The organism is Pseudoduganella sp. UC29_106, from assembly GCF_044055365.1.
Classification (GTDB): domain Bacteria; phylum Pseudomonadota; class Gammaproteobacteria; order Burkholderiales; family Burkholderiaceae_D; genus Rugamonas.
This window is the reverse complement of the sequence record NZ_CP171977.1, coordinates 3,063,670-3,083,282: the sequence shown is the minus strand read 5'-3', so window position 1 is coordinate 3,083,282 and position 19,613 is coordinate 3,063,670. Positions and strand designations below refer to the sequence as shown.

Below are 19,613 nucleotides of genomic sequence, written 5' to 3'. Positions count from 1 at the left end.
CACGCACGGCGGATCAATGATCCGCCCTACACGCCATAGGCGTATCCAAGCAAGACACCGACGCGTAGGGCGGATCATTGATCCGCCGTGTCTGCGTCGACGCCGACGCCGGTGAAAATCAGCCGGCCGCGATACGCTCGTCGATGTGGGCCAGGGACGCTTCCACCTGATCGACCAGGATCAGGCACAGATCACCCTCTTTCAGCCGATCCATGGCCGTGTCGATGGCGACGAATTCCCCGGTAATCTGATCGATCTGCTTGGTGCGGGTGGCGCCTTCCAGGCCCTGGCGCAGAAGCGCGACCACTTCGCCGTCAGCGCGGCCGCGCTGGCAGGCGTCCTGGTACAGGATCACGGAGTCGAAGGACTTGCCGAGGATTTCCGTCTGCTGGCGGATATCTTCGTCGCGGCGGTCGCCGGCGCCGGAGATCACCACGGAGCGGGAACCGGCGGCAGGCATGGCTTCAACCGCCTGCACCAGTGCCAGCATGGCATCCGGATTGTGGCCATAGTCGGCGATCACGGTGGCGCCGCGATAGCTGAAGATGTTGAAGCGGCCCGGCGCATTGTGGCTGTCGGTGGTGAAGGTGCGCAGGCCCTTGCGGATAGAGTCCCAGTCAATGCCCGCAGCCCACGCTGCCGCCACCGAAGCCATGGTGTTCTCGACCTGGAAGCCGATGGTGCCATTGAAGGTGATCGGCACGTCCGCCAGCGGGATGCGCTGCTCGAACTTGCCCTCAGCGGCCACAAGTTGGCCGTCTTCCACATACACCACGCGGCGCCCCTGCGCCTTGTGGGTTGCGACGATCGGGTGGTAGCGGTCGGCGCCGAAGAAGGTCACCTTGCCGCGGCACTTGTTGGCCATGGCCGCGACGATAGGATCGCAGGCATTCAGCACGGCGACGCCGTTCTCGTCCACATTCTGCACGATCACACGCTTCAGCACCGCCAGGTCTTCCACGGTGGTGATGTAGTTCAAGCCCAGGTGGTCGCCCGCGCCGATATTGGTCACGACGGCGACCTTGCAGCGGTCGAAGGCCAGGCCTTCGCGCAGGATACCGCCGCGGGCGGTTTCGAACACGGCAGCATCCACGTCCGGGTGCGTCAGTACATTGCGTGCGGAGCGCGGACCGGAGCAGTCGCCGGAATCGATCTGGCGGCCGTTCACGTACACGCCATCGGTATTGGTCATGCCCACGCGCAGGCCGGACGCCGCGATCAGGTGCGCAGTCAGGCGCACGGTGGTGGTCTTGCCATTGGTGCCGGTCACCGCAACGACTGGAATGCGGCCATCTTCACCCTCAGGGAACATGGCGTTGATGATTGCCTCGCCGATCGGACGGCCCTTGCCGTAGGAAGGCGACAGGTGCATGCGCAGGCCGGGTGCGGCATTCACTTCCACCACGCCGCCATTCTGGTCTTCGATAGGACGCAGCACGGAATCGCACACCACGTCCACACCGCAGATATCGAGGCCGATCATCTGCGCCGCTTCGACCGCGCGCGCAGCCACTTCAGGGTGCACGTCGTCGGTGACGTCGGTCGCGGTACCGCCGGTCGACAGGTTGGCGTTGTTACGCAGGATCACACGCTGGCCGTGCGGAGGCACGGAATCGGCAGCCAGGCCTTGCAGGGCCAGGCGCGCCAGGGCGATGTCATCGAAACGGATCTTGGTCAGCGACGTTGCGTGGCCGGTGCCGCGGCGCGGATCAGCGTTGACGATGTCCACCAGTTCGCGCACCGAGTGCACGCCGTCGCCCACCACATGGGGCGGGTCGCGGCGAGCGGCCGCCACCAGCTTGTTGCCGATCACCAGCAGACGGAAATCGTGGCCGGCGAGGAAGCGTTCGACCAGGATATCGTCGCGGAATTCACGGGCCGCGTTGAAGGCGGCAATGGTCTGTTCGCGCGTCGTCACATTGACGGTAACACCCTTGCCCTGGTTGCCGTCCTTCGGCTTGATCACGACAGGCAGGCCGATTTCCTGGGCGGCGGCCCATGCATCCTCCGCGCTTTCCACGGAGCGGCCGGTCGGCACCGGCACGCCGGCGGCGTCCAGCAGCTTCTTGGTCAGTTCCTTGTCCTGCGCGATCGATTCAGCGATGGCGCTGGTGGAATCCATTTCGGCAGCCTGGATGCGGCGCTGCTTGCTGCCCCAGCCGAAACTCACCATCGAGCCTTCCGTCATGCGGCGGAACGGGATCTTGCGCGCCACGCCGGCATACACGATGGCGCCGGTGGACGGGCCAAGGCGCACATCCTCATCCAGGTCGCGCAGTTCATTCAGCGCGGCGGCCAGGTCGAAAGGCGTATCGTCCAGCGCGGACTTGATCAGTTTTTCCGCCAGCTCCACGGCCAGGCGGCCGACAGCTTCCTCGGTGTACTCGACCACCATCTGGTAGATGCCCTCTTCCACCGTCTGCGTGGTACGGCTGAAAGTCACCGGGCAGCCTGCCTCGGCCTGCAGGCCGAGCGTTGCCAGTTCCAGCACGTGGGCCATCGGGATGGCGTCCGCATGGCCGTCCGGCTGCAGCTGGCCAAGGCGCGGGAAGCGCTTGCGCAGGCGCACCTCGAAGCCGGCGATCTTGTCCACCGCACGATCTTCCGGCGGGCAGGACACGATGGCTTCAACAGCGGTGTGATGGCTCCACAGATCGGGACCGCGCAGGGCGCGGAGGCGAATGACTTCCATTTAACGGTGTTCCTGTTCAGTTTTTCTTGGTGTTCCACTCGAAGGTGCGCAGCGCCGCGCCGATCAGGTCCGGCGACAGGCCCATGGCCCAGCCGGCGCCGATCGCGGCCAGCACGGCCTCCTGGCTGTTCGCATGGCCCTTCGGCAGGCAGGACAGCGGCAGCACCGCGAATTCATCCATGCCTTGCGCCATCACGAAGCCCTTCGCGCTCATGAAGACGGCGCGCTCGCCATCTTCGCGGTGCGCGGCCAGCGCCGGCACTTCGGCATCCAGGCCGTAGAAGATCACATCGCCGTCGCACAGTTCGGCCAGGTCAGCCACCACTGCGTCGGACGCGTTCAGCACCGCATAGCCTTCCGGCAGCACCACATCGACCTGGGTACGCAGCACGGTGCGCATCTGTTCCGGATCGTTGATGTAGAACTCGCCGAGGTCTTCATGGCCACCGGCGTCGGTCACCACGCCAATGCTGCACTTGTCGTAGGAGAAGCCGTCGGTCAGGATCATGCGGTTGCCATTGGCGAACACCGCCGACTCCACATTCTTGTTCAGCAGCAGGCGCTGGCCGGATTCCCATTCGCTCAGCGGGCCGCGCGCCACATGGCGGCCGTTCAGGTAGACGCCTTCTTCGCAGGCCGTACCCACATAGCGGCCGCTCATCTGCAGCAGCCAGGAAGTCAGGCGCGCGATGAGCGCAGTGTGGCGGCTGCCGGAGACGCCGATGATCGGAATGCGGCCGTCTTCTTCCGCCGCAAACAGCTGGTCCACGATGGCCGCGCCCACATTGCGCACCTTGCCGCCCGGAGCGGGCTTCAGGTGAGCCAGCAGGCCCGGGCTGGCGTTCACTTCGATGATGGCGCCGCCCTGCTCTTCCAGCGGACGGGAAATATCCTGCGCCACGAGGTCGATGCCGGCAATGTCCAGGCCCACCACGCGGGCGGCCAGCGCAGCCATTTCGGCCACGGCCGGATGCACATTGTCGGTGACGTCGTTGGCCACGTTGCCGTTCAGCTGGATCAGCACCTTGCGGCCGGCATCCGGCACGGAGTCCGGCGTCAGGCCCTGGCGCTGCAAGTCCAGCAGCACTTCTTCGGACTCGCGCGGCTGCACGATATTCAGCGGGAATTCTTCGGTGGTGCCGCGGCGCGGGTCGGTGTTGATCTGCGAATCGACCAGTTCCTGCACATTCAGCTTGCCGTCGCCGGTAACCCACAGCGATTCGCCCATCGAGGCAGCCACCACGCGGCGACCGACAACCAGCAGGCGATGTTCATTGCCGAGCACAAAGCGCTCGACGATCACGCTCTGGCTGCCGCCGCGCTTGACCGCGATATCGTAGGCCATCTTCACATCGGCTTCGGTCATCAGGTTCAGCGACACGCCGCGGCCGTGGTTGCCGTCATACGGCTTCACGGCGACCGGCAGGCCGATATCCTGGGCTTCTTCCCAGGCTTCGTCGGCGCTCTTGACCAGGGCGCCTTCCGGCACAGGCACGCCGGCGGACTTCAGCAAGTCCTTGGTCATGTCCTTGTCGGACGCGATGCCTTCCGCGATGGCGGAGGTAAAATCGGTTTCCGCGGTCCAGATGCGGCGCTGGCGTGCGCCGTGGCCCAATTGAACGAGATTACCATCGGTCAGCCGGATATGCGGAATCTTGCGGTCGGTGGCGGCATCGACGATGTTGCTGGTGCTCGGGCCGAGGCAGAGCGATTCCACCATATCGGTCAGCCTGGCAACGGTCGCGGCGAGGTCGTAGGGCTTGTCCTCGATGGCAGCCATCATCAGGTCCTTGCCGGCGGCCAGTGCGGCGCGGCCAACCTGTTCCTGACGGGTGCGGAATGCCATCTTGTAGATGCCGCTGCCCTCAGCCGTCTGGCGGGTCTTGCCGAAGCCGGTGCGCATGCCGGCCAGGTTTTGCAGTTCCAGCACGACGTGCTCCAGCACGTGGCCGACGTAGGTGCCGTCGCGCAGACGCTCGAGGAAGCCGCCGCGTTCGCCAACACCGCAGCGGTGTTCCATCAGGCCTGGGAGCAGGCCCGTCAAGCGCTCATAGAAGCCGGGGAGTTTATTGGAAGGATGGTTTTCAAGCTCGCCAATATCCAGCCAGGTTTCGATCACAGGCCGGTAGGTCCAGATGTTCGGACCACGCAGGTGTGTAACGCGGAGAAACTCAATATCTTTCTTTTTTGTCATGTTTTTGCTCTACTACCTCTTGCGGTATACTCCGCCGTCCACTATTTTCCCACTGTTTAGCGATTCTTGCCACTTGGCAAAGGGATCGCATGGAGCAAGTCTCATAATGATAACAAACCAACTTTCCCCTGAACTGAGTTTGACTGAACTGCCGGAAGTGTGGCGCTCAGAAGCTCAGTTGCAGCTTTCCTCTGGGGAAAACGTTCTGAACGCTCTTGAGGTTGACCTCGATGCGCACCTGCATTTCAACAAAGGCCTGGTCATTCTCACAGAGCGGCGCATTATGGCACGCGCTCCGGGTGAAACGGTATGGCATGACTGGACCTACCACCGTGGAATGATTCTAAAACTTCACGACCACGCCGGTGTGGGCCACCTGGAACTGCTGGACGATACGCGCCGCCTGGTTTCCTGGCGCTTCACGCTGGGCCAGAACCTGCTGGCCATCCGCCTGTCCGAGGCTTTCGCCAAGCTGGTGGAAGCACACGTGACCGGCAGGCCGGTCGAGAAGGAAGACGACCACTCCTGCCCCACCTGCAAGGCGCCGCTGGAACCGGACCAGGAAGAATGCCCCGTCTGCACCAAGGTTGTTTATACACCACCTTCGACCTGGACTCTGTTCCGCTTGTGGCGTTTCGCCAAACCTTACCGCTGGTCGCTGGGCCTGGGCTTCGCGCTGATGCTGATGTCCACCGGTGCGCACATGATCCCGCCCTATCTGAGCATGCCGCTGATGGACAATGTGCTCATTCCCTACCAGAGCGGCAAGCCGGTCGATGTGAAGCTGGTGACGATGTATATGCTGGGCCTGACCGCTTCCGCCGTACTGGCCTGGGTGCTGGGCTGGGGCAAGACCTATGTGCTGGCCCTGGTGTCCGAGCGCATTGGCGCCGACCTGCGTACGACCACCTATGAACACTTGCTGCGCCTGTCGCTGGAATATTTCGGCGGCAAGCGCACGGGCGACCTGATGTCGCGTATCGGTTCCGAGTCGGACCGCATCTGCGTCTTCCTGTCGCTGCACCTGCTGGATTTCGCTTCCGACTGCCTGATGATCATCATGACGGGCGTGATCCTGTTCTCCATCGATCCGTGGCTGGCCTTCGTTACGCTGGCGCCGCTGCCCGTCATTGCCTGGCTGATCCACCTGGTGCGCGACAAGCTGCGCACGGGCTTCGAAAGATCGACCGCGTTTGGGGCGAAGTGACGAATGTGCTGGCCGATACCATTCCCGGCATCCGCGTTGTGAAGGCCTTTGCGCAGGAGACGCGCGAGGCGAACCGCTTCCCGCATGGCGAACAGGCACAACCTGACCGCCAACGACAAGCTGAATAAGGTGTGGTCGCTGTTTTCGCCGACCGTGTCCTTCCTGACCGAACTGGGCATCCTGGTGATCTGGGTCTTCGGTATCTGGCAGGTTTCGCAGCACAACATTACCGTCGGTACACTGACGCTGTTCGTCACTTATTCGACCCGCTTCTATGGCCGCCTGGATTCGATGAGCCGCATCGTGTCGGTGACGCAGAAGTCCGCCTCCGCCGCCAAGCGCATCTTCGATATCCTGGACCACGTTTCGAGCGTGCCGGAACCGGTGCAGCCTGCCAAGCTGGCCAAGGTGGAAGGCAATATCACGCTGCGCGAAGTGGGCTTCCGCTACGGTAACCGCGCCGTCAACCGCGGCGTGAACCTGGAGATCAAGGCCGGCGAGATGATTGGTCTGGTTGGCCACTCGGGCTCCGGCAAGTCTACGCTGGTGAACCTGATCTGCCGCTTCTACGATGTGGCCGAAGGCGCGATCCTGCTGGATGGCGTGGACGTGCGCAATCTCGCCGTGTCCGACTACCGCCGCAATATCGGCCTGGTGCTGCAGGAGCCTTTCCTCTTCTTCGGCACGATCGCCGAGAACATCGCTTACGGCAAACCGGACGCAACGCGCGCCGAGATCATGGCAGCCGCCCGTGCGGCCCATGCCCATGACTTCATCCTGCGCCTGCCGCAAGGGTATGACTCGATGGTCGGCGAGCGCGGCCAGGGTCTGTCCGGCGGCGAACGCCAGCGCATTTCGATTGCGCGCGCGCTGCTGATCGATCCGCGGATCCTGATCCTCGACGAGGCTACCGCTTCCGTCGATTCCGGAAACCGAAAAAGAAATCCAGAAGGCGCTGGACAACCTGGTCGCCGGACGCACGACGATTGCGATCGCGCACCGCCTGTCCACCCTGCAGCGCGCCAACCGCCTGGTCGTGATGGACAAGGGCAAGGTGGTCGAAGAAGGCCCGCACGACGAGCTGATGGCGCAGGAAGGCGCCTATTACCGCCTGTATCAGGCACAGGCACGTAACGTCGATACCGACCTGGATGACAACGCAAAGACCCGCCATGACGACAATTAATTTCAGCCTCCACCGCGACGCCTTCGGCCGCCTGAATCTGACCGACGCTTCCGGCACGGTCTACGAGAGCATTTCGCCCGTGCGCGCGTTTCCTATTCAGGCGCCTGAGGAGGGCCTGGCACTGGTGAATACCGATGGCAAGGAGATTGCGTGGCTCGATCAGCTTTCCGACCTGCCGGCTGCGCAGGCGGATCTCGTGCGCGAGGAGCTGGCGGGGCGGGAGTTCATGCCCGAGGTGACGTCTATCGTGAGTGTTTCGAGCTACGCCACGCCGTGCACGTGGACGGTGCGCACCAATCGCGGCGATACGGAGTTTGTGCTGCGGGGGGAGGAGGATATTCGGCGCGTGGGGACGGAGTCTTTGTTGATCTCGGATACACATGGCATCAATTTCCTGATCCGCGATCAGTTTGGGATGGATAAGCACAGCAAGAAGATTCTGGATCGGTTCCTCTGATAGGTCCCAGGCCTGCAAGCACGGCGGATCAATGATCCGCCCTACACGCCGTTGGCCCTCTGGCACACACGGCGATCATCGATCCGCCGCTGCGTGCGGGCTGGCGGCGCGGACCGCGAACGGCGCGCGGAACAAAATGGCCGCGTCGCCGGCGATAGTTACTCGCTGCGGCGCGGCGTCCCCGTTGGCGCCGACGGCGATATCCACGCGCACATGCACAACACCTTCCCGCCGCAGCGCACGTCCCTGATGCCCCTCGAAAGCCAGCGACACGCCATCATGCGCCATGAGCTTATGGCGCACGAGATAAGCCCCCAACGGCCCGTTGGCATTCCCCGTCACCGGATCCTCGTCAATCCCGATAGCCGGCGCAAACATGCGCCCATCGGTGCGACGCGGGCCGCTGATCACGAACGGAAACCAGCCATTGCAGCCTAACTCCGCGCTTAGCGAAGCCAGCGCCGGCAAATCCGGTGCCAAGGAATCAAGCGGATAGTCGTCCCGCAGGGGCACCATCACTTTTGAGTGCCCAGTGGAGACCACCTGCAGCGGACGGGCCGCATCGAGGGCTGAAACGCCGCCCGCCAGCCGCAGTGCAGCAGCCGCGCGCGCCCGCCAAGCACCATCCAGCGGCTCGCCAAAGGAGATCGGCCCCTGCTCGATCTCGATGCGCCAATCGCCGCCCTCGCGTACGGAACGGATGCGCTGCAGGCCCGCCCCGGTGCGCTGCACGGTCACGCTGCCCGGCGGAAGACGACGAGCATGAGCCAAGGCGTAATGCGCCGCAATCGTGGCATGCCCGCAAACCGGCACTTCAATGGTCGGCGTAAAGAAGCGCACCCAGACATCGTGATCCGCCGCCGTCGGCCGCAACACAAAGGCCGTCTCGGAATGTTTCAGTTCGCGCGCGATGTCCTGCATCTGCGCATCCGATAGCCCGTCCGCATCGAGCACAACACCGGCGGGATTACCGCGAAATGGCGTTCGGGTGAAGGAATCAATGTGATAAAGCATCATGCTGGCCTCCGAAATAGAGATGTCAGCTTAATTATTGATCGAGATCGGGACAATCCGTACCACCTGCGATACACTCTCCCTTAAAATGGGAGAATCATGACCGACCTGGCCGACTACGCCACCTTCATCGCCATCCTGGACGCGGGCTCGCTGACCGAAGCCGCCCGCCGTACCGGCCGCTCGCTGCAGGCCGTCAGCCGCGCGCTGGCGGAACTGGAGGCGGAACTGGGCGCACAACTGATCCAGCGCACCACGCGCCGCCTGCAAGCCACGCCCGCCGGCGCGGCCTTCGCCGAGCGCATGCGCCGCGTGCTGGCCGATATCGAAGCCGCCCGCGAATCCGCCCGGCACGACGGCGAAGCGCCCAAAGGCAAGCTGCGCGTGGCCGCGCCGGCGCTGCTCGGCGCAACCTGGCTCACGCCCATGACAGCAGCGTTCATGCAGCGCTGGCCGCAGATCGAAGTCGAATTGGCGCTCAGCGAGCGCAAGGCCGACCTGGTCGCCGACCAGCTTGACCTCGCCGTGCGGCTTGGCGACCTGCCCGACTCCACCCTGCGCGCCCGCAAGCTGGCGGACATGCGCCGCGTCTTCTTCGCATCCCCCGCCTGGCTGCAGCAGCACGGCCGCCCCGAGCACCCGCAGTCGCTCGCAGCCCTGCCCTGCGTGCTGCGCACCACCGGCGCCGACCGCAAGCAATGGCCCGTCAACGTCGATGGCGAAGTCCGCCACATCAAGGTCCACGGCGCCTTCAGCGTCAACGATGCGTCAGCCGCCAACGAAGCCGTGGCGAATGGCCTCGGCGCCGGCATGGCCCCCTATTGGCAAATCAGGCGCATGCTCGACGAAGGCCGCGTCGAAACCATCCTGCGCGGCTTCGAACCGCCGCCCGTGCCTATCCACGCAGTCTGGCCCGGCGCTGGCGCCCTGCCCTCCCGCACGCGCCTTTTCATCGACCACTTGGCCATCCAGTTCGGCGCGGTGCATTGGTAACTTGATCTGGATCATGGCCGCGCAAGGCCCGCCGCGCGCACACTGGATCCATGAAAACGCCAAACGACACCACGCTCGGCATCCCGGAGATGGACGAAGCGCACAAGGAACTGTTCTACATGCTGGCGCAATTGCAGGACGCGTCCGATGAAGACTTCGCCTCCGGCACCCAGGAACTGATGCGCGCACTGGAAGAAGACTTGCGCGCCGAAGATGACTTGATGAAGGCAAGCGCATATGAACGCCGCGAAGAGCACACGGCCGAGCATATGCGGATCATGGCTTGCCTGCGCCACGCGATGCAAGCCGAAGACCACGCTTACGGGCGCAAAGCCATACGCCTGCTGGCCGTATGGCTGCAGGCGCACATGGATACGATGGATGCAGCGCTGGCAGTCGCGCTGAGGAATTAGGCCGCGCAGGCGGCTTCCGCAACAGGCATGCCGCTGGAGAGCGCCTCGAGGCGGGAACGGTCAAGGATACGCAGGTCGCGGTTATTCAGGGCGATCAGGCCGTCCGACTTCAGGCGGGCCAGCTGACGGCTTACGCTTTCCACGGTGAGGCCCAGGTAGCCGCCGATATCCTCGCGCGACATGCGCAGCTGGAAGCTGGTCGAGGAATAGCCACGCTGCGCATAGCGGCCGGAGAGATTGAGGAGGAACAGCGCCAGGCGCTGCTCGGCGCGCATATGGCTCAGGAACAGCATCACGGACTGCTCGCGCTGGATTTCACGGCTCATGGTGCGGTGGAAGTGCTGCAGCAGCACGGGCACCTGCATCACCAGCTCCTGCAGGCGGGCGAACGGAATCTCGCAGACTTCACTGTCTTCCAGCGCCACGGCGCTGACGGTGTGCTGGCCGGTGCCGATGGCTTCCATGCCCAGCAGGTCGCCGGCCATGTGGAAACCGCCGATCTGCTGCTCGCCGCGCTGGCTGACCTGCACGGTCTTGAAATGGCCGAAGCGGACGGCGAACAGGTGGTGGAACGGCTGGCCTTCCACATATAGCTGCTCGTCGCGCGGCACACGGCGGCGGCGCGCGATGATCTGATCCAGGCGCGCAATGTCGTCGTCGTTCAGGCCCTGCGGCAGACAAAGCTTGTTAAAACTGCACAGAGAACATTTGGTGGCCTGGGGGGTAGACATTTCGCTGCTCCTTCTTATAGACAGCAGCAGTATCGTCCGAATCCCCCTACAGCGCTATCGGGCTAGCCATGCAATTGGCGTAGGGGTTCCCCTACAATGTCAGATCAGGCCATGTTCCAGGGCGTAGCGCGTGATGTCCGCGTTGCTGGCCATGCCCATTTTTTCGAGAATCCGGCTGCGATAGGTGGTCACGGTGTTGGGGCTCAGGTGCAGCAGTTCGCCGATGCGCACCAGCGACTCGCCGGCTGCGATCAGCTTGAACACTTCCAGCTCACGGTTGGACAGGGCCTCGTGGTCGCCCGTCGATCCGCCGCCGACCAGGCTAGCCAGTTTCTCAAGCAGCGCCGGGCTCACATGCTTGCCACCGCAAGCCGCCTTGCGCACCGCCTCAATCAACGTGGCCGTCGGCGCATCCTTGGTCAGATAACCGGCCGCGCCCAGCTTCAGTGCGCGCACTGCGTAGATCTCTTCCGAATAGGTACTCAGCACCAAAACGGCCATGCGCGGATATTCGGCGCGCAGGGATTTCAGCAAGTCCAGCCCATTTTTGCCTGGCATCTTGATATCGACCAGGGCCACATCGTAGCTGCGTTCGGCCACGCGCTCCATCGCTTCCACCGCGTTGCTGGCCTCTCCCTCGACACTGATATCGGGCGCGGTGCCCAGCATCAGCCGAACGCCGTTGCGCGCGATGGCGTGATCGTCCACCAGCAGCACGCTGATCTGGTCACCCATGGCCGCCCTCCAGAGGCAGTCGAAGTCGCAGCACGGTGCCATTATCAGGAGTGCCGGTAATTGTCAGGACGCCGCCGAAGCCGCGCGTACGTTCATGCATACCCATGATGCCAAATGATTCCTTAGTCAAGAGATGGGCCTTGTCGATGCCCTTGCCGTTATCCGCGATCGTCAGCAGCACAGCGCCTTTGTCGCGCGTGGCGGAAAGGCGCACTTCGCTGGCATCGGCGTGGCGTACTACATTGGTCAGCGCCTCCTGCGCGACCCGGAACAGCATGGTGCTGCGTTCCGTATCCAGTTCCAGTTCAGCGACTGCAGGCGCGATCTCGCAGCTGCAATGCAGGCCAGTGCGCTGCTGTACCTGCTCCGCATACCATTCCAGCGCGGCCCACACGCCCAGCTGATCGAGCACACTGGGACGCAAGTCCGTGATCACGCGGCGCACGGTTTCGATGGCGTCCTGCGCCAGGCCCTGTACATCGAGCAACAGCGGGTCGGGCTGCTCGCCGGCGCGCTCGATCGCGACATTGATATACGCCTTGATGCCCGTCAGCAGGCCGCCAAGTTCATCGTGGATCTCCTGGGCGATACGGGTGCGTTCCTGTTCTTTGATCTTTTCCTGGTGCACGGCCAGCTCGCGCAAGCGGTTTTCCATGCGCTTGCGTTCCGTGATATCGCGCACCAGGCCTGTGAACATGCGGCGCCCGCTGACCCGCATTTCAGCGACTGAAAGCTCCATCGGGAATACGCTGCCGTCGCGGCGCTGGCCCTGCACTTCGCGGCCGATGCCGATGATGCGCTTCTCGCCGGTGCGCAGGTAGTGTTCGAGATAGCCGTCGTGCCGTTCGCGGTGGGGCGACGGCATCAGCATGGACACGTTCTCGCCCCGCACTTCGTCCTCGCTGTAGCCGAACATGCGCTGGGCGGCGGGGTTCAGGCGTTCCAGGACGCCGCGGTCATCGATCGTGATGATGGCGTCCACCGCTGTTTCGAACACGGCGCGCATGCGCTGTTCGGAGTCCTGCAGCGCGCGCTCGGCCTGTTTGCGGGCGCTGATGTCGTAGATCGTGGCCATCACCATGGACGGCGTATCGTCGCCCTGCAGTGGCGACAGGCTGACCTCGACCGGGAACTCGCTGCCGTCCTTGCGGGTGGCGAACAATTCCAGGCCCACGCCCATCTGGCGCGGACGAGGCGCGCTGAAGTAGTTCTTGCGCAGGCCGGCGTGCTCACGGCGGAAACGCTCGGGGATCAGGTTTTCCAGCGTCTTGCCCGTCAACTCGCCGTGCTGGTAGCCGAATAGCTGTTCCAGTGCGGGGTTGGCCAGCACAACGTGTCCATGCGCATCGACGATCAGCATGGCGTCGGTGGCTGCGGTGAGCAGCCATTCCAGGCTGCGTTCAGCAATGGTCGGGTTCTTCAATATCGGTCCGGTTGAATTGCACTCTAACGGTGCGATTGTAACCGGTGCGCTGCTAGAGGTTGAGGCGGTTGATGTGGTAGCACGCAGGACTGCGTCCTTCTGCGCCGTTACAGATATGCTTGCGGCATTGCAGCGCGCCGGGCGCGCCCGGTGCGGGACAGCGCCTGAACACACGCGAGTACAGGTATTCCTTGGCGCGCGGGCTCATGCGCGCGATGGCATTGTCTGAACTTTGCGGGGCTCCGGTGAAGTTGCGTGCGGGCTGCTGGGGTGCGCGCCGCACTTGCACCGGCGCTTGCCTGGATTGCTGGCGTACCGGCGCCGCAGCCTGTGTTGCGGGTGGCGGCCCGGCTTCGATTGGCTGGACGGTGCGTGGTGTCGCTGCGACAGTATTCGGCGCCACGTCACCCACCTTTTCACCCAGCGGCGCCGGAGGCGAGGCCGGCGCGGCGGCCGGCGGCAGTTGCGCTGCTGCCTGGTCGGACTGTGTTGCGGGGACCGGGGTCTGCGGTGTGCGCGGCGCCACGGCGGGTGCCGCGACCTCTGCCGGCATCGCCGGGAGGTGCGCGATGCGGGCCAGCGCAGCCAGGTCGCGTTCCGTTGCGACGTTGCCCTTGATCCAAAGCGCAATGCACGTCAGCGCTGCGGCGATCAGCAGCACGACGCCCCACAGCACCGGGCTCTTGACCTTTGAATTGACTTGCGGCGGCTCTTCGCCATCGGCGGGCCAGCCGTCGATGCTAGTGGGCGTGGGGTTGAATTCCGGATGCGAGGTCGCACCCACGGGAGTGGCCCAGCCCGCGTTGACTCTCTCGCCGCCGCCCTGGCGCGCCGACCATACCGCCGCACCTGCTGCCGGTCCGGCCGCAGCGGCCGCTTGATCCTCGGCGCGCCGCCCGAATTTTGCGGTGGTCCCGCCCGCCGCCGCTGGCGCTGCTGCTTGGTTCTGCGCCGTGTGCAATGTCGACGCGGCCTGCCTGCCCGCCGCGCCGGATACTCCCGCATTTCCAGCCACACCGGCGACTGATGCCTGCACATCCGGTCTGCGTATCGTCGCGTCGGGCTGCCCGCGCAGCGACTGCGGATTTACTTGCGTTGCGTCCCTTAGTGGCGGCGTGGATGTTGCACGGCGGCCACCAGGAGGCAGGGTTCCGAGTGTCGGCTTGGGTTCGTGAATATGGCGCGGCATGCGGGCGCCCGGCGGAGGGACATCATGGTGGCTCCTGGCCATGCGCGGCAGGTCTATCGAGTTGCCACCAGATGGTGGCGCGTCCAGGCCTTTCCCGGCTGCGACCTCCTCGCGGGCGGCCGACAATGGCGGGCGCGCGGCTGACGGCTGGGATTCGGCGGTCGGCGCAACGGGCGATGGGGGCGGGACGGGCGGCACGGGCGCTTCCGTTGGAGCGGGCTCGCGACCGGCGCTCGGCTCCTGCTTAGCCGCCAGTGGCGCGCGCGCGACACCGCTGGCGGCGTCGTCCAAGCCGAACGGCCGCTCTGGAAAAGCTTTCTGCAAACTGGGTTCAATGCGCGTATCGTTCATGGAAACAACATTAACGCAAGCAGCAAATCCATGTCGCGAGCTAGCGCGGCTGCATGCTGGCGGCGCAACAGCAAACCGGCTAAGATTGTTACGATAAGAAAACTACCTGTGACGCGCGCCAAATATGGAGACTGGATTAATCATTCGGTTGTGCTGCACGGCAATCCTGCTCAGCGGGGCCATGGTGCGCGCGGAAGAATCCACACCGCATGAATTGCAGGTAAAGGCCACCTATATCCTGAACTTCACCCGCTACGCCACCTGGCCGGATAATCCGGATCCCAATGCTCCGCTGGTGCTTTGCCTGGCAGGCCAGAACGCCGCGAGCGTTGCGAGACAGCTGCAGCAGCGCGCAGCCGGCAGCCGTCCACTCAAGCTGTTGATGATCGACAAGCCTGAAGACGCCGACCACTGCAATGCAATCTATATCAGCCAGAGCGACGCCAGCCAGTCCGCGCTGCTGACCCGCCTGCGCGACCAGGCCGTGCTGACGATGGGCGACTCCGCCACCTTCCTCGGTGAAGGAGGCATGATCCACATGATGCAGGCGGATGGCGGCGTGCGTTTCGAAGTCAATCTCGAAGCAACCCGGCATTCGGGCGTAACGCTCAACCCGCGCCTGCTGGCCCTCGCCGAGCGCGTCATAGGAGGCGGCAAATGAAGGCGCTGCACGCCTTCTTCCGCGATCTCGGCCTGCAGCGCAAGCTGCTGCTCGTCTCCATGATGACGACCGGCGCCGCCCTGCTGGTCGCCCTGCTCACGCTGGGCTTCTATGACTTTCTCGTGGTGCGTCCCCGCCTGGCGCAGGATCTGGCGAGCCGCATGGAACTGCTGTCCCTGAACCTGGACGTGGACCTCAACTTCGGCGACCGCATCGCCGCCAAGCGTACCCTGGAAGCGCTGCGCAGCAGTCCGGACGTGCAAAGCGCCTGCCTGTTCGACGCCATCCGCCAGCCCTTCGCCCAATACACTCCCAGTGGCAAGATCGATTGCGAGTGGCCCAGGCACTTCCAGGAATCCGGCCACCGCTTCCACGGTAATGCACTGACCATGCTCGCCCCCGTTCGCTACGAGCACGAAACCGTTGGATATTTGCAGGTCGATTACAAACTGCCGCCGCCCGGCGAGCGCCTGCGCCAGTATGGCCTGGTGCTGGCGGTGGTGCTGGTGACGCTGTTCAGCGGCAGCATGCTGTTCGCGCTGTTGATACGCAAGCTGGTCACCCAACCGCTGCTAGGCCTTTACACAGTCGCCGACCAGGTCACGCGCGAGCAGCGTTACGACTTGCGGGCGCCGCTCACCGGCCAGGATGAAGTAGGCCGACTGGCGCAAGCATTCAACGACATGCTGGCGACCGTGGCAGCGCACGACGCCGCGCTGCGCCGCAGCCAGTCGCTGTTGCAGAATATTGTCGAGAACTCGTCCGCCATCATTTATGTGAAAGACCTGGACGGACGCTATCTGCTGCTGAACAGCAGCTATCACGCCAGCCTGCCGCCCGGCAGCCCCGAGCCCATGGGCCGTACCGACGCCGAGATCTTCACGCCGGCCATCGCACTGGCAGTGCGCCGCAACGACCACGAAGTGCTCAGCTCAGGCAAGGCCGCCGCCTATGAGGAGACGGTGCCGGATCATACCGGCGAACAGCGCACCTACCTGTCCGAGAAATTCCCGCTGATCGACCAGGAAGGCCATATCTGGGCGCTGGGCGGCGTGTCCACCGACATCACGGACCGCAAGAAGAACGAGATCGAACTGATGCAGTACCGCGACAGGCTGGAAGACCTGGTTGAAGTGCGCACCAAACAGATTGCAGAAGCCAACCGTGAGCTGGGCGAGTCGCTGGAGACGATACGCCGCGCGCAGGATGAGCTGGTGCGCAGCGAAAAGCTGGCAGCGCTCGGTTCCCTGGTGGCCGGCGTGGCGCATGAACTGAACACGCCGATCGGCAACAGCCTGCTGGCGGTCAGCACACTGATCGACCAGACTGCCGCCTTCAACAAGGCTTGCACAGAAGGCGTGCGCCGCTCCGCATTGCAAGCGTATGTAACGGACGTGCAGAATGGCAACCAGATCGTGCTGCGTAACCTGCACCGTGCCGTGGACCTGGTGGCCAGCTTCAAGCAGGTAGCAGTGGACCGCGCCACGTCGCAGCGACGGGAGTTCCGCCTGCGCGACCTCACATCCGAAATCCTGCTGGTGCTGATGCCCACGTTTAAGAAGTCGGGCATCCGTGTGTACCAGGAAATCCCCGAGATCATTGTGATGCAAAGCTATCCCGGCCCTTTCGGCCAGGTGCTGATCAATCTGGTCAACAATGGCCTGATTCACGCCTTCGAGGGCCGCACGGAGGGCGAGATCGTCATCACCGCGCGGGAAGTTGATGAAGAAGCGGTCGAGATCACCGTGCGCGACAACGGCGTGGGCATCGCGCCGGAAAACATGGGCCGCATCTACGATCCCTTTTTCACGACCAAGCTGGGGCGCGGCGGTTCCGGCCTGGGCCTGAACATCGTCTACAACATCGTGTATGGGGTGCTGGGCGGGAAAATCGATGTGCGCAGCGTCCTCGGCGAAGGCACCAGCTTCGTCATGACGCTGCCATTAAAGGCCGCCTGAGGGACTTCGGCGGCCTTCCCAGTGCTTTAGTTGATGGTCAGCTTGCGGCCGCCATTCTGGGCTCGCTTAGGCAGGGTCAACTCAAGCACACCGTTCTCGAACCTGGCGATTGCCTTGTCCTCGTCCACTTCATGGTCCAGCGTCACACTTCGATACTGCTGGCCCACGTAGCGTTCGCAACGAACTACATTGCCACCTTGCTTCTCTTCTTCCACACGTTTCGTCTCGGCGGAAATCGAGATGCGGTTGCCGGCCACGTCTACCTTGATGTCCTCCTTTTTGGCGCCCGGAATATCGGCACGCACTGTGTAGGCCTGGTCGTTCTCGTGAACGTCGATGCGTATCGGTTGCATCTCGTCACGCGAGTAGTTACTCAGCCTGAACATGTCCTCAAAGTCGCGCAGAGGATCGAGTCGGGCGAGATCCCGGAAGGGGTTGAAATGCATCAGATTAGCCATGTCTGTGCCCTCCTTATCTGACATCATAGTCCCCTCGCATATCCATGCAAGCGGCGAGCACGTTACCTTTTTGCACGCACGCTGAAGCGGGTGCCATCGTCTCCCGCCGGCTCGGGGCCGGGACTATCTGCACGCAAGCCGGCGCCGGCGGCGCGCAGGTAGCGGTGGGTCTGCAGCGACATCAGCGTGATTTCGCCGGTTAAGGTTTCGATCCACTGGAAGACTTGCGCATCGCTCGCCGCCTCGGCGGCGAAAGCCGCGGTACCTTCGGGCGACACGGTCAGATAGCCGGCATTGCCAACGATCGCAACGCGCCCCTGTCCGCGGTCGAGCAAGGTAACCTCGCCCAGCGCAGGCTCCAGCCGCAGCTTGCGGCCAAAGGGGATGGGCTGCACACCCAGCGGCGCCGGTTCGCGCACTTCAATGGAATCGAAGTCGGCATGGCCGCCGTCCCCGCCTGCACTGTTGTAAGCGAAGAGCGCATAGCGCACGCCCTGGAAAGTCTTCAGCTGGTAGGCGCTGATGAATTCCTCGCCCAGCGTTTCGAAACGACGCCCATCCAGCGAGTAGCTCAACCTGTGGTGTTCGGTCAGGAAATCGCACTCGGCGCGCAGCCAGATGCGCCCGGCCTTGATGCGCTTGCGCAGCGGCATGCCGCCTTCATCGAAACGCGTGACAAACAGGCCGTCGCCGGTGCGCTCGACGCCGATGCGCGTGTAGGGACGGTTCAGCAGCGCGAAGCCCGCCACGTCACCCGGCTTCAGGCCAGCCACGTCCAATAGCACGGTTGGCGTCGAGCGCGGGCCGATCGCGCGCTGGGTCAGCGAATTGCGCGCTTCGAGGAAGTCCTTTGCCGGCAAGGCGTGCAGGCGCAGATAGCCGGGACGTTCGGACAGCGACCATTTGCCGTCAACCGGCACATGATTCCATTGCCAGACCGGCTTGAGCGACGGCGCCGCGAAATCGTCACTGCGCTCGTAGGTAGCGGCAGGCGCGCCGCCGGCGACTGGCTTGACCCAGGTGCGCGGCGAGCGCGTGAGATTGCCGGGCAGGCCGAAATACGGCCAGCCATCCTGCCACGTCACCGGCGAGAGCGCCGTGAGGCGACCCACCGAATTCCCTTCGAACATGGACACGCCCCACCAGTTCCCGTCCGGCGCCTGCACGATGCCGCCCTGGTGCATCGACATTGCCCCGTGCCTGAACGGCGCTTGCGCGGCGCGCGGCTTCATCCCATCCAGCCGGTAGCCCTGGCGCAGCCCGAAATCCTCGTCGATGCTGATCGCCTTGTTCACTTCGTACGGGCCAGTGATGCGGTCCGCACGCGCCGCCGGCATTTTCATGTAATCCCATTCCGCGCTCAGGATGAAGTACTTGCCATCCAGCTTGTAGAAATGCAGGCCCTCGCCCATGCCTGCGCCTTTCGGGATGATCACCTGCTCTGTACCGGGAACGATATTGCTCAGGTCTTCGCTCAGTTGCGCGAGGTGGATCTCCTGATAACCCCATACGGCATAAGCCTTCCCGTCATCGTCGAACAGCACGGACAGATCGTGCAGGCTGCGCTTCATGGCGCGCCGTTGCCACGGTCCGCGCGGGTCGGTCGCCGTGAAGATCTGCGTTGTGTGCCTGTTCACGTTCGAGAAAATATAGAACGTGCCCTGGTGGTAGCGCAGCGACGGGGCCCAGATGCCCTGTCCATACGCGCTCTTGCCATCCTCCAGGCGGTGGTCGGGGCCGAGATCGAGCTTATCGCTGGCGTAGGTCAGGAACTCCCAGTTCACCAGGTCGCGCGAACGCAGCACCGGCAGGCCGGGCATCGCGTGCATCGTGGTGCCGGTCATGTAGAAGTATTCACCGACGCGGATGATATCCGGATCCGAAAACTCGTCGTAGAAAAGCGGATTGGTGTAAGTGCCATTGCCGTTGTCGGCCATCCAGGTCGTCCTTG

General features: G+C 63.9%; 14 protein-coding genes and 1 pseudogene. 6 read left to right on the top strand and 9 right to left on the bottom strand.

Annotation, left to right across the window (positions count from 1 at the left end; genetic code table 11):
• Nucleotides 1–118 precede the first annotated feature (118 nt).
• Together cphA (ACHMW6_RS15835) and cphA (ACHMW6_RS15830) are read right to left on the bottom strand one after the other, a co-directional pair.
• Nucleotides 119–2,692, bottom strand: a complete 2,574-nt coding sequence (gene cphA / locus ACHMW6_RS15835; protein WP_395408025.1) for a cyanophycin synthetase — start codon at nucleotides 2,690–2,692, stop codon at nucleotides 119–121.
• Between the two features lie 16 nt (nucleotides 2,693–2,708).
• A complete protein-coding gene (gene cphA, locus ACHMW6_RS15830) occupies nucleotides 2,709–4,886 on the bottom strand; it encodes a cyanophycin synthetase (RefSeq protein ID WP_395408024.1) in 2,178 nt (725 codons plus the stop codon).
• Nucleotides 4,887–4,992: 106 nt separating this feature from the next.
• Here cphA (ACHMW6_RS15830) and ACHMW6_RS15825 point away from each other — a divergent pair.
• Together ACHMW6_RS15825 and ACHMW6_RS15820 are read left to right on the top strand one after the other, a co-directional pair.
• A pseudogene (locus tag ACHMW6_RS15825) lies at nucleotides 4,993–7,279 on the top strand (ABC transporter ATP-binding protein).
• On the top strand, nucleotides 7,266–7,736 hold the full coding sequence (locus tag ACHMW6_RS15820; RefSeq protein ID WP_395408023.1) for a DUF1854 domain-containing protein: 471 nt from the start codon (nucleotides 7,266–7,268) through the stop codon (nucleotides 7,734–7,736). The pseudogene ACHMW6_RS15825 and the gene ACHMW6_RS15820 overlap by 14 nt, the downstream one beginning before the upstream one ends.
• 75 nt (nucleotides 7,737–7,811) lie before the next feature.
• Here the strand turns inward: ACHMW6_RS15820 and ACHMW6_RS15815 are convergent, their stop codons facing one another.
• The gene (locus tag ACHMW6_RS15815) at nucleotides 7,812–8,753 is read right to left on the bottom strand and encodes a PhzF family isomerase (RefSeq protein WP_395408022.1); all 942 of its coding nucleotides are present in this window, start codon (nucleotides 8,751–8,753) and stop codon (nucleotides 7,812–7,814) included.
• A 96-nt stretch (nucleotides 8,754–8,849) separates the two neighbouring features.
• Here ACHMW6_RS15815 and ACHMW6_RS15810 point away from each other — a divergent pair, with 96 nt between their 5' ends.
• Both ACHMW6_RS15810 and ACHMW6_RS15805 read left to right on the top strand, forming a co-directional pair.
• Nucleotides 8,850–9,743, top strand: coding sequence for a LysR family transcriptional regulator (locus tag ACHMW6_RS15810; protein WP_395408021.1), 894 nt, complete (start codon nucleotides 8,850–8,852; stop codon nucleotides 9,741–9,743).
• A gap of 50 nt (nucleotides 9,744–9,793) precedes the next feature.
• Nucleotides 9,794–10,156 (top strand): bacteriohemerythrin, encoded by a 363-nt coding sequence (locus ACHMW6_RS15805; RefSeq protein WP_395408020.1) that lies wholly within the window; start codon nucleotides 9,794–9,796, stop codon nucleotides 10,154–10,156.
• On the opposite strand, the gene fnr is transcribed toward ACHMW6_RS15805, so the two are convergent.
• The 4 genes from fnr to ACHMW6_RS15785 form a co-directional block, all read right to left on the bottom strand.
• Nucleotides 10,153–10,887, bottom strand: coding sequence for a fumarate/nitrate reduction transcriptional regulator Fnr (gene fnr / locus ACHMW6_RS15800; RefSeq protein ID WP_395408019.1), 735 nt, complete (start codon nucleotides 10,885–10,887; stop codon nucleotides 10,153–10,155). The genes ACHMW6_RS15805 and fnr overlap by 4 nt on opposite strands.
• Nucleotides 10,888–10,986: 99 nt before the next feature.
• Entirely contained in the window at nucleotides 10,987–11,622 is a 636-nt protein-coding gene (locus tag ACHMW6_RS15795) for a response regulator (protein WP_395408018.1), read from the bottom strand.
• On the bottom strand, nucleotides 11,615–13,045 hold the full coding sequence (locus tag ACHMW6_RS15790; protein WP_395408017.1) for a PAS domain S-box protein: 1,431 nt from the start codon (nucleotides 13,043–13,045) through the stop codon (nucleotides 11,615–11,617). The genes ACHMW6_RS15795 and ACHMW6_RS15790 overlap by 8 nt, the downstream gene beginning before the upstream one ends.
• Before the next feature lie 52 nt (nucleotides 13,046–13,097).
• Nucleotides 13,098–14,525 carry a hypothetical protein gene (locus tag ACHMW6_RS15785; RefSeq protein ID WP_395408016.1) on the bottom strand — a complete coding sequence of 476 codons (1,428 nt, stop codon included), beginning with the start codon at nucleotides 14,523–14,525 and terminating at the stop codon, nucleotides 13,098–13,100.
• Between the two features lie 184 nt (nucleotides 14,526–14,709).
• Between ACHMW6_RS15785 and ACHMW6_RS15780 the strand changes: the two genes are divergently transcribed.
• The gene (locus tag ACHMW6_RS15780; protein WP_395408015.1) at nucleotides 14,710–15,246 is read left to right on the top strand and encodes a YfiR family protein; all 537 of its coding nucleotides are present in this window, start codon (nucleotides 14,710–14,712) and stop codon (nucleotides 15,244–15,246) included.
• Nucleotides 15,243–17,204, top strand: a complete 1,962-nt coding sequence (locus tag ACHMW6_RS15775; protein ID WP_395408014.1) for an ATP-binding protein — start codon at nucleotides 15,243–15,245, stop codon at nucleotides 17,202–17,204. The genes ACHMW6_RS15780 and ACHMW6_RS15775 overlap by 4 nt, the downstream gene beginning before the upstream one ends.
• Before the next feature lie 26 nt (nucleotides 17,205–17,230).
• Here ACHMW6_RS15775 and ACHMW6_RS15770 read toward each other — a convergent pair whose 3' ends face one another.
• Nucleotides 17,231–17,662 (bottom strand): Hsp20/alpha crystallin family protein, encoded by a 432-nt coding sequence (locus ACHMW6_RS15770; protein WP_395408013.1) that lies wholly within the window; start codon nucleotides 17,660–17,662, stop codon nucleotides 17,231–17,233.
• A gap of 62 nt (nucleotides 17,663–17,724) precedes the next feature.
• On the bottom strand, nucleotides 17,725–19,599 hold the full coding sequence (locus tag ACHMW6_RS15765) for a glycoside hydrolase 43 family protein (RefSeq protein ID WP_395408011.1): 1,875 nt from the start codon (nucleotides 19,597–19,599) through the stop codon (nucleotides 17,725–17,727).
• Nucleotides 19,600–19,613 lie beyond the last annotated feature (14 nt).

What these genes read in the sequence shown, in the direction of transcription:
- cphA (WP_395408025.1), bottom strand. Translation starts at nt 2,692, where the DNA reads ATGGAAGTCATTCGCCTCCGCGCCCTGCGCGGTCCCGATCTGTGGAGC.
- cphA (WP_395408024.1), bottom strand. Translation starts at nt 4,886, where the DNA reads ATGACAAAAAAGAAAGATATTGAGTTTCTCCGCGTTACACACCTGCGT.
- ACHMW6_RS15820 (WP_395408023.1), top strand. Translation starts at nt 7,266, where the DNA reads ATGACGACAATTAATTTCAGCCTCCACCGCGACGCCTTCGGCCGCCTG.
- ACHMW6_RS15815 (WP_395408022.1), bottom strand. Translation starts at nt 8,753, where the DNA reads ATGATGCTTTATCACATTGATTCCTTCACCCGAACGCCATTTCGCGGT.
- ACHMW6_RS15810 (WP_395408021.1), top strand. Translation starts at nt 8,850, where the DNA reads ATGACCGACCTGGCCGACTACGCCACCTTCATCGCCATCCTGGACGCG.
- ACHMW6_RS15805 (WP_395408020.1), top strand. Translation starts at nt 9,794, where the DNA reads ATGAAAACGCCAAACGACACCACGCTCGGCATCCCGGAGATGGACGAA.
- fnr (WP_395408019.1), bottom strand. Translation starts at nt 10,887, where the DNA reads ATGTCTACCCCCCAGGCCACCAAATGTTCTCTGTGCAGTTTTAACAAG.
- ACHMW6_RS15795 (WP_395408018.1), bottom strand. Translation starts at nt 11,622, where the DNA reads ATGGGTGACCAGATCAGCGTGCTGCTGGTGGACGATCACGCCATCGCG.
- ACHMW6_RS15780 (WP_395408015.1), top strand. Translation starts at nt 14,710, where the DNA reads ATGGAGACTGGATTAATCATTCGGTTGTGCTGCACGGCAATCCTGCTC.
- ACHMW6_RS15775 (WP_395408014.1), top strand. Translation starts at nt 15,243, where the DNA reads ATGAAGGCGCTGCACGCCTTCTTCCGCGATCTCGGCCTGCAGCGCAAG.
- ACHMW6_RS15770 (WP_395408013.1), bottom strand. Translation starts at nt 17,662, where the DNA reads ATGGCTAATCTGATGCATTTCAACCCCTTCCGGGATCTCGCCCGACTC.
- ACHMW6_RS15765 (WP_395408011.1), bottom strand. Translation starts at nt 19,599, where the DNA reads ATGGCCGACAACGGCAATGGCACTTACACCAATCCGCTTTTCTACGAC.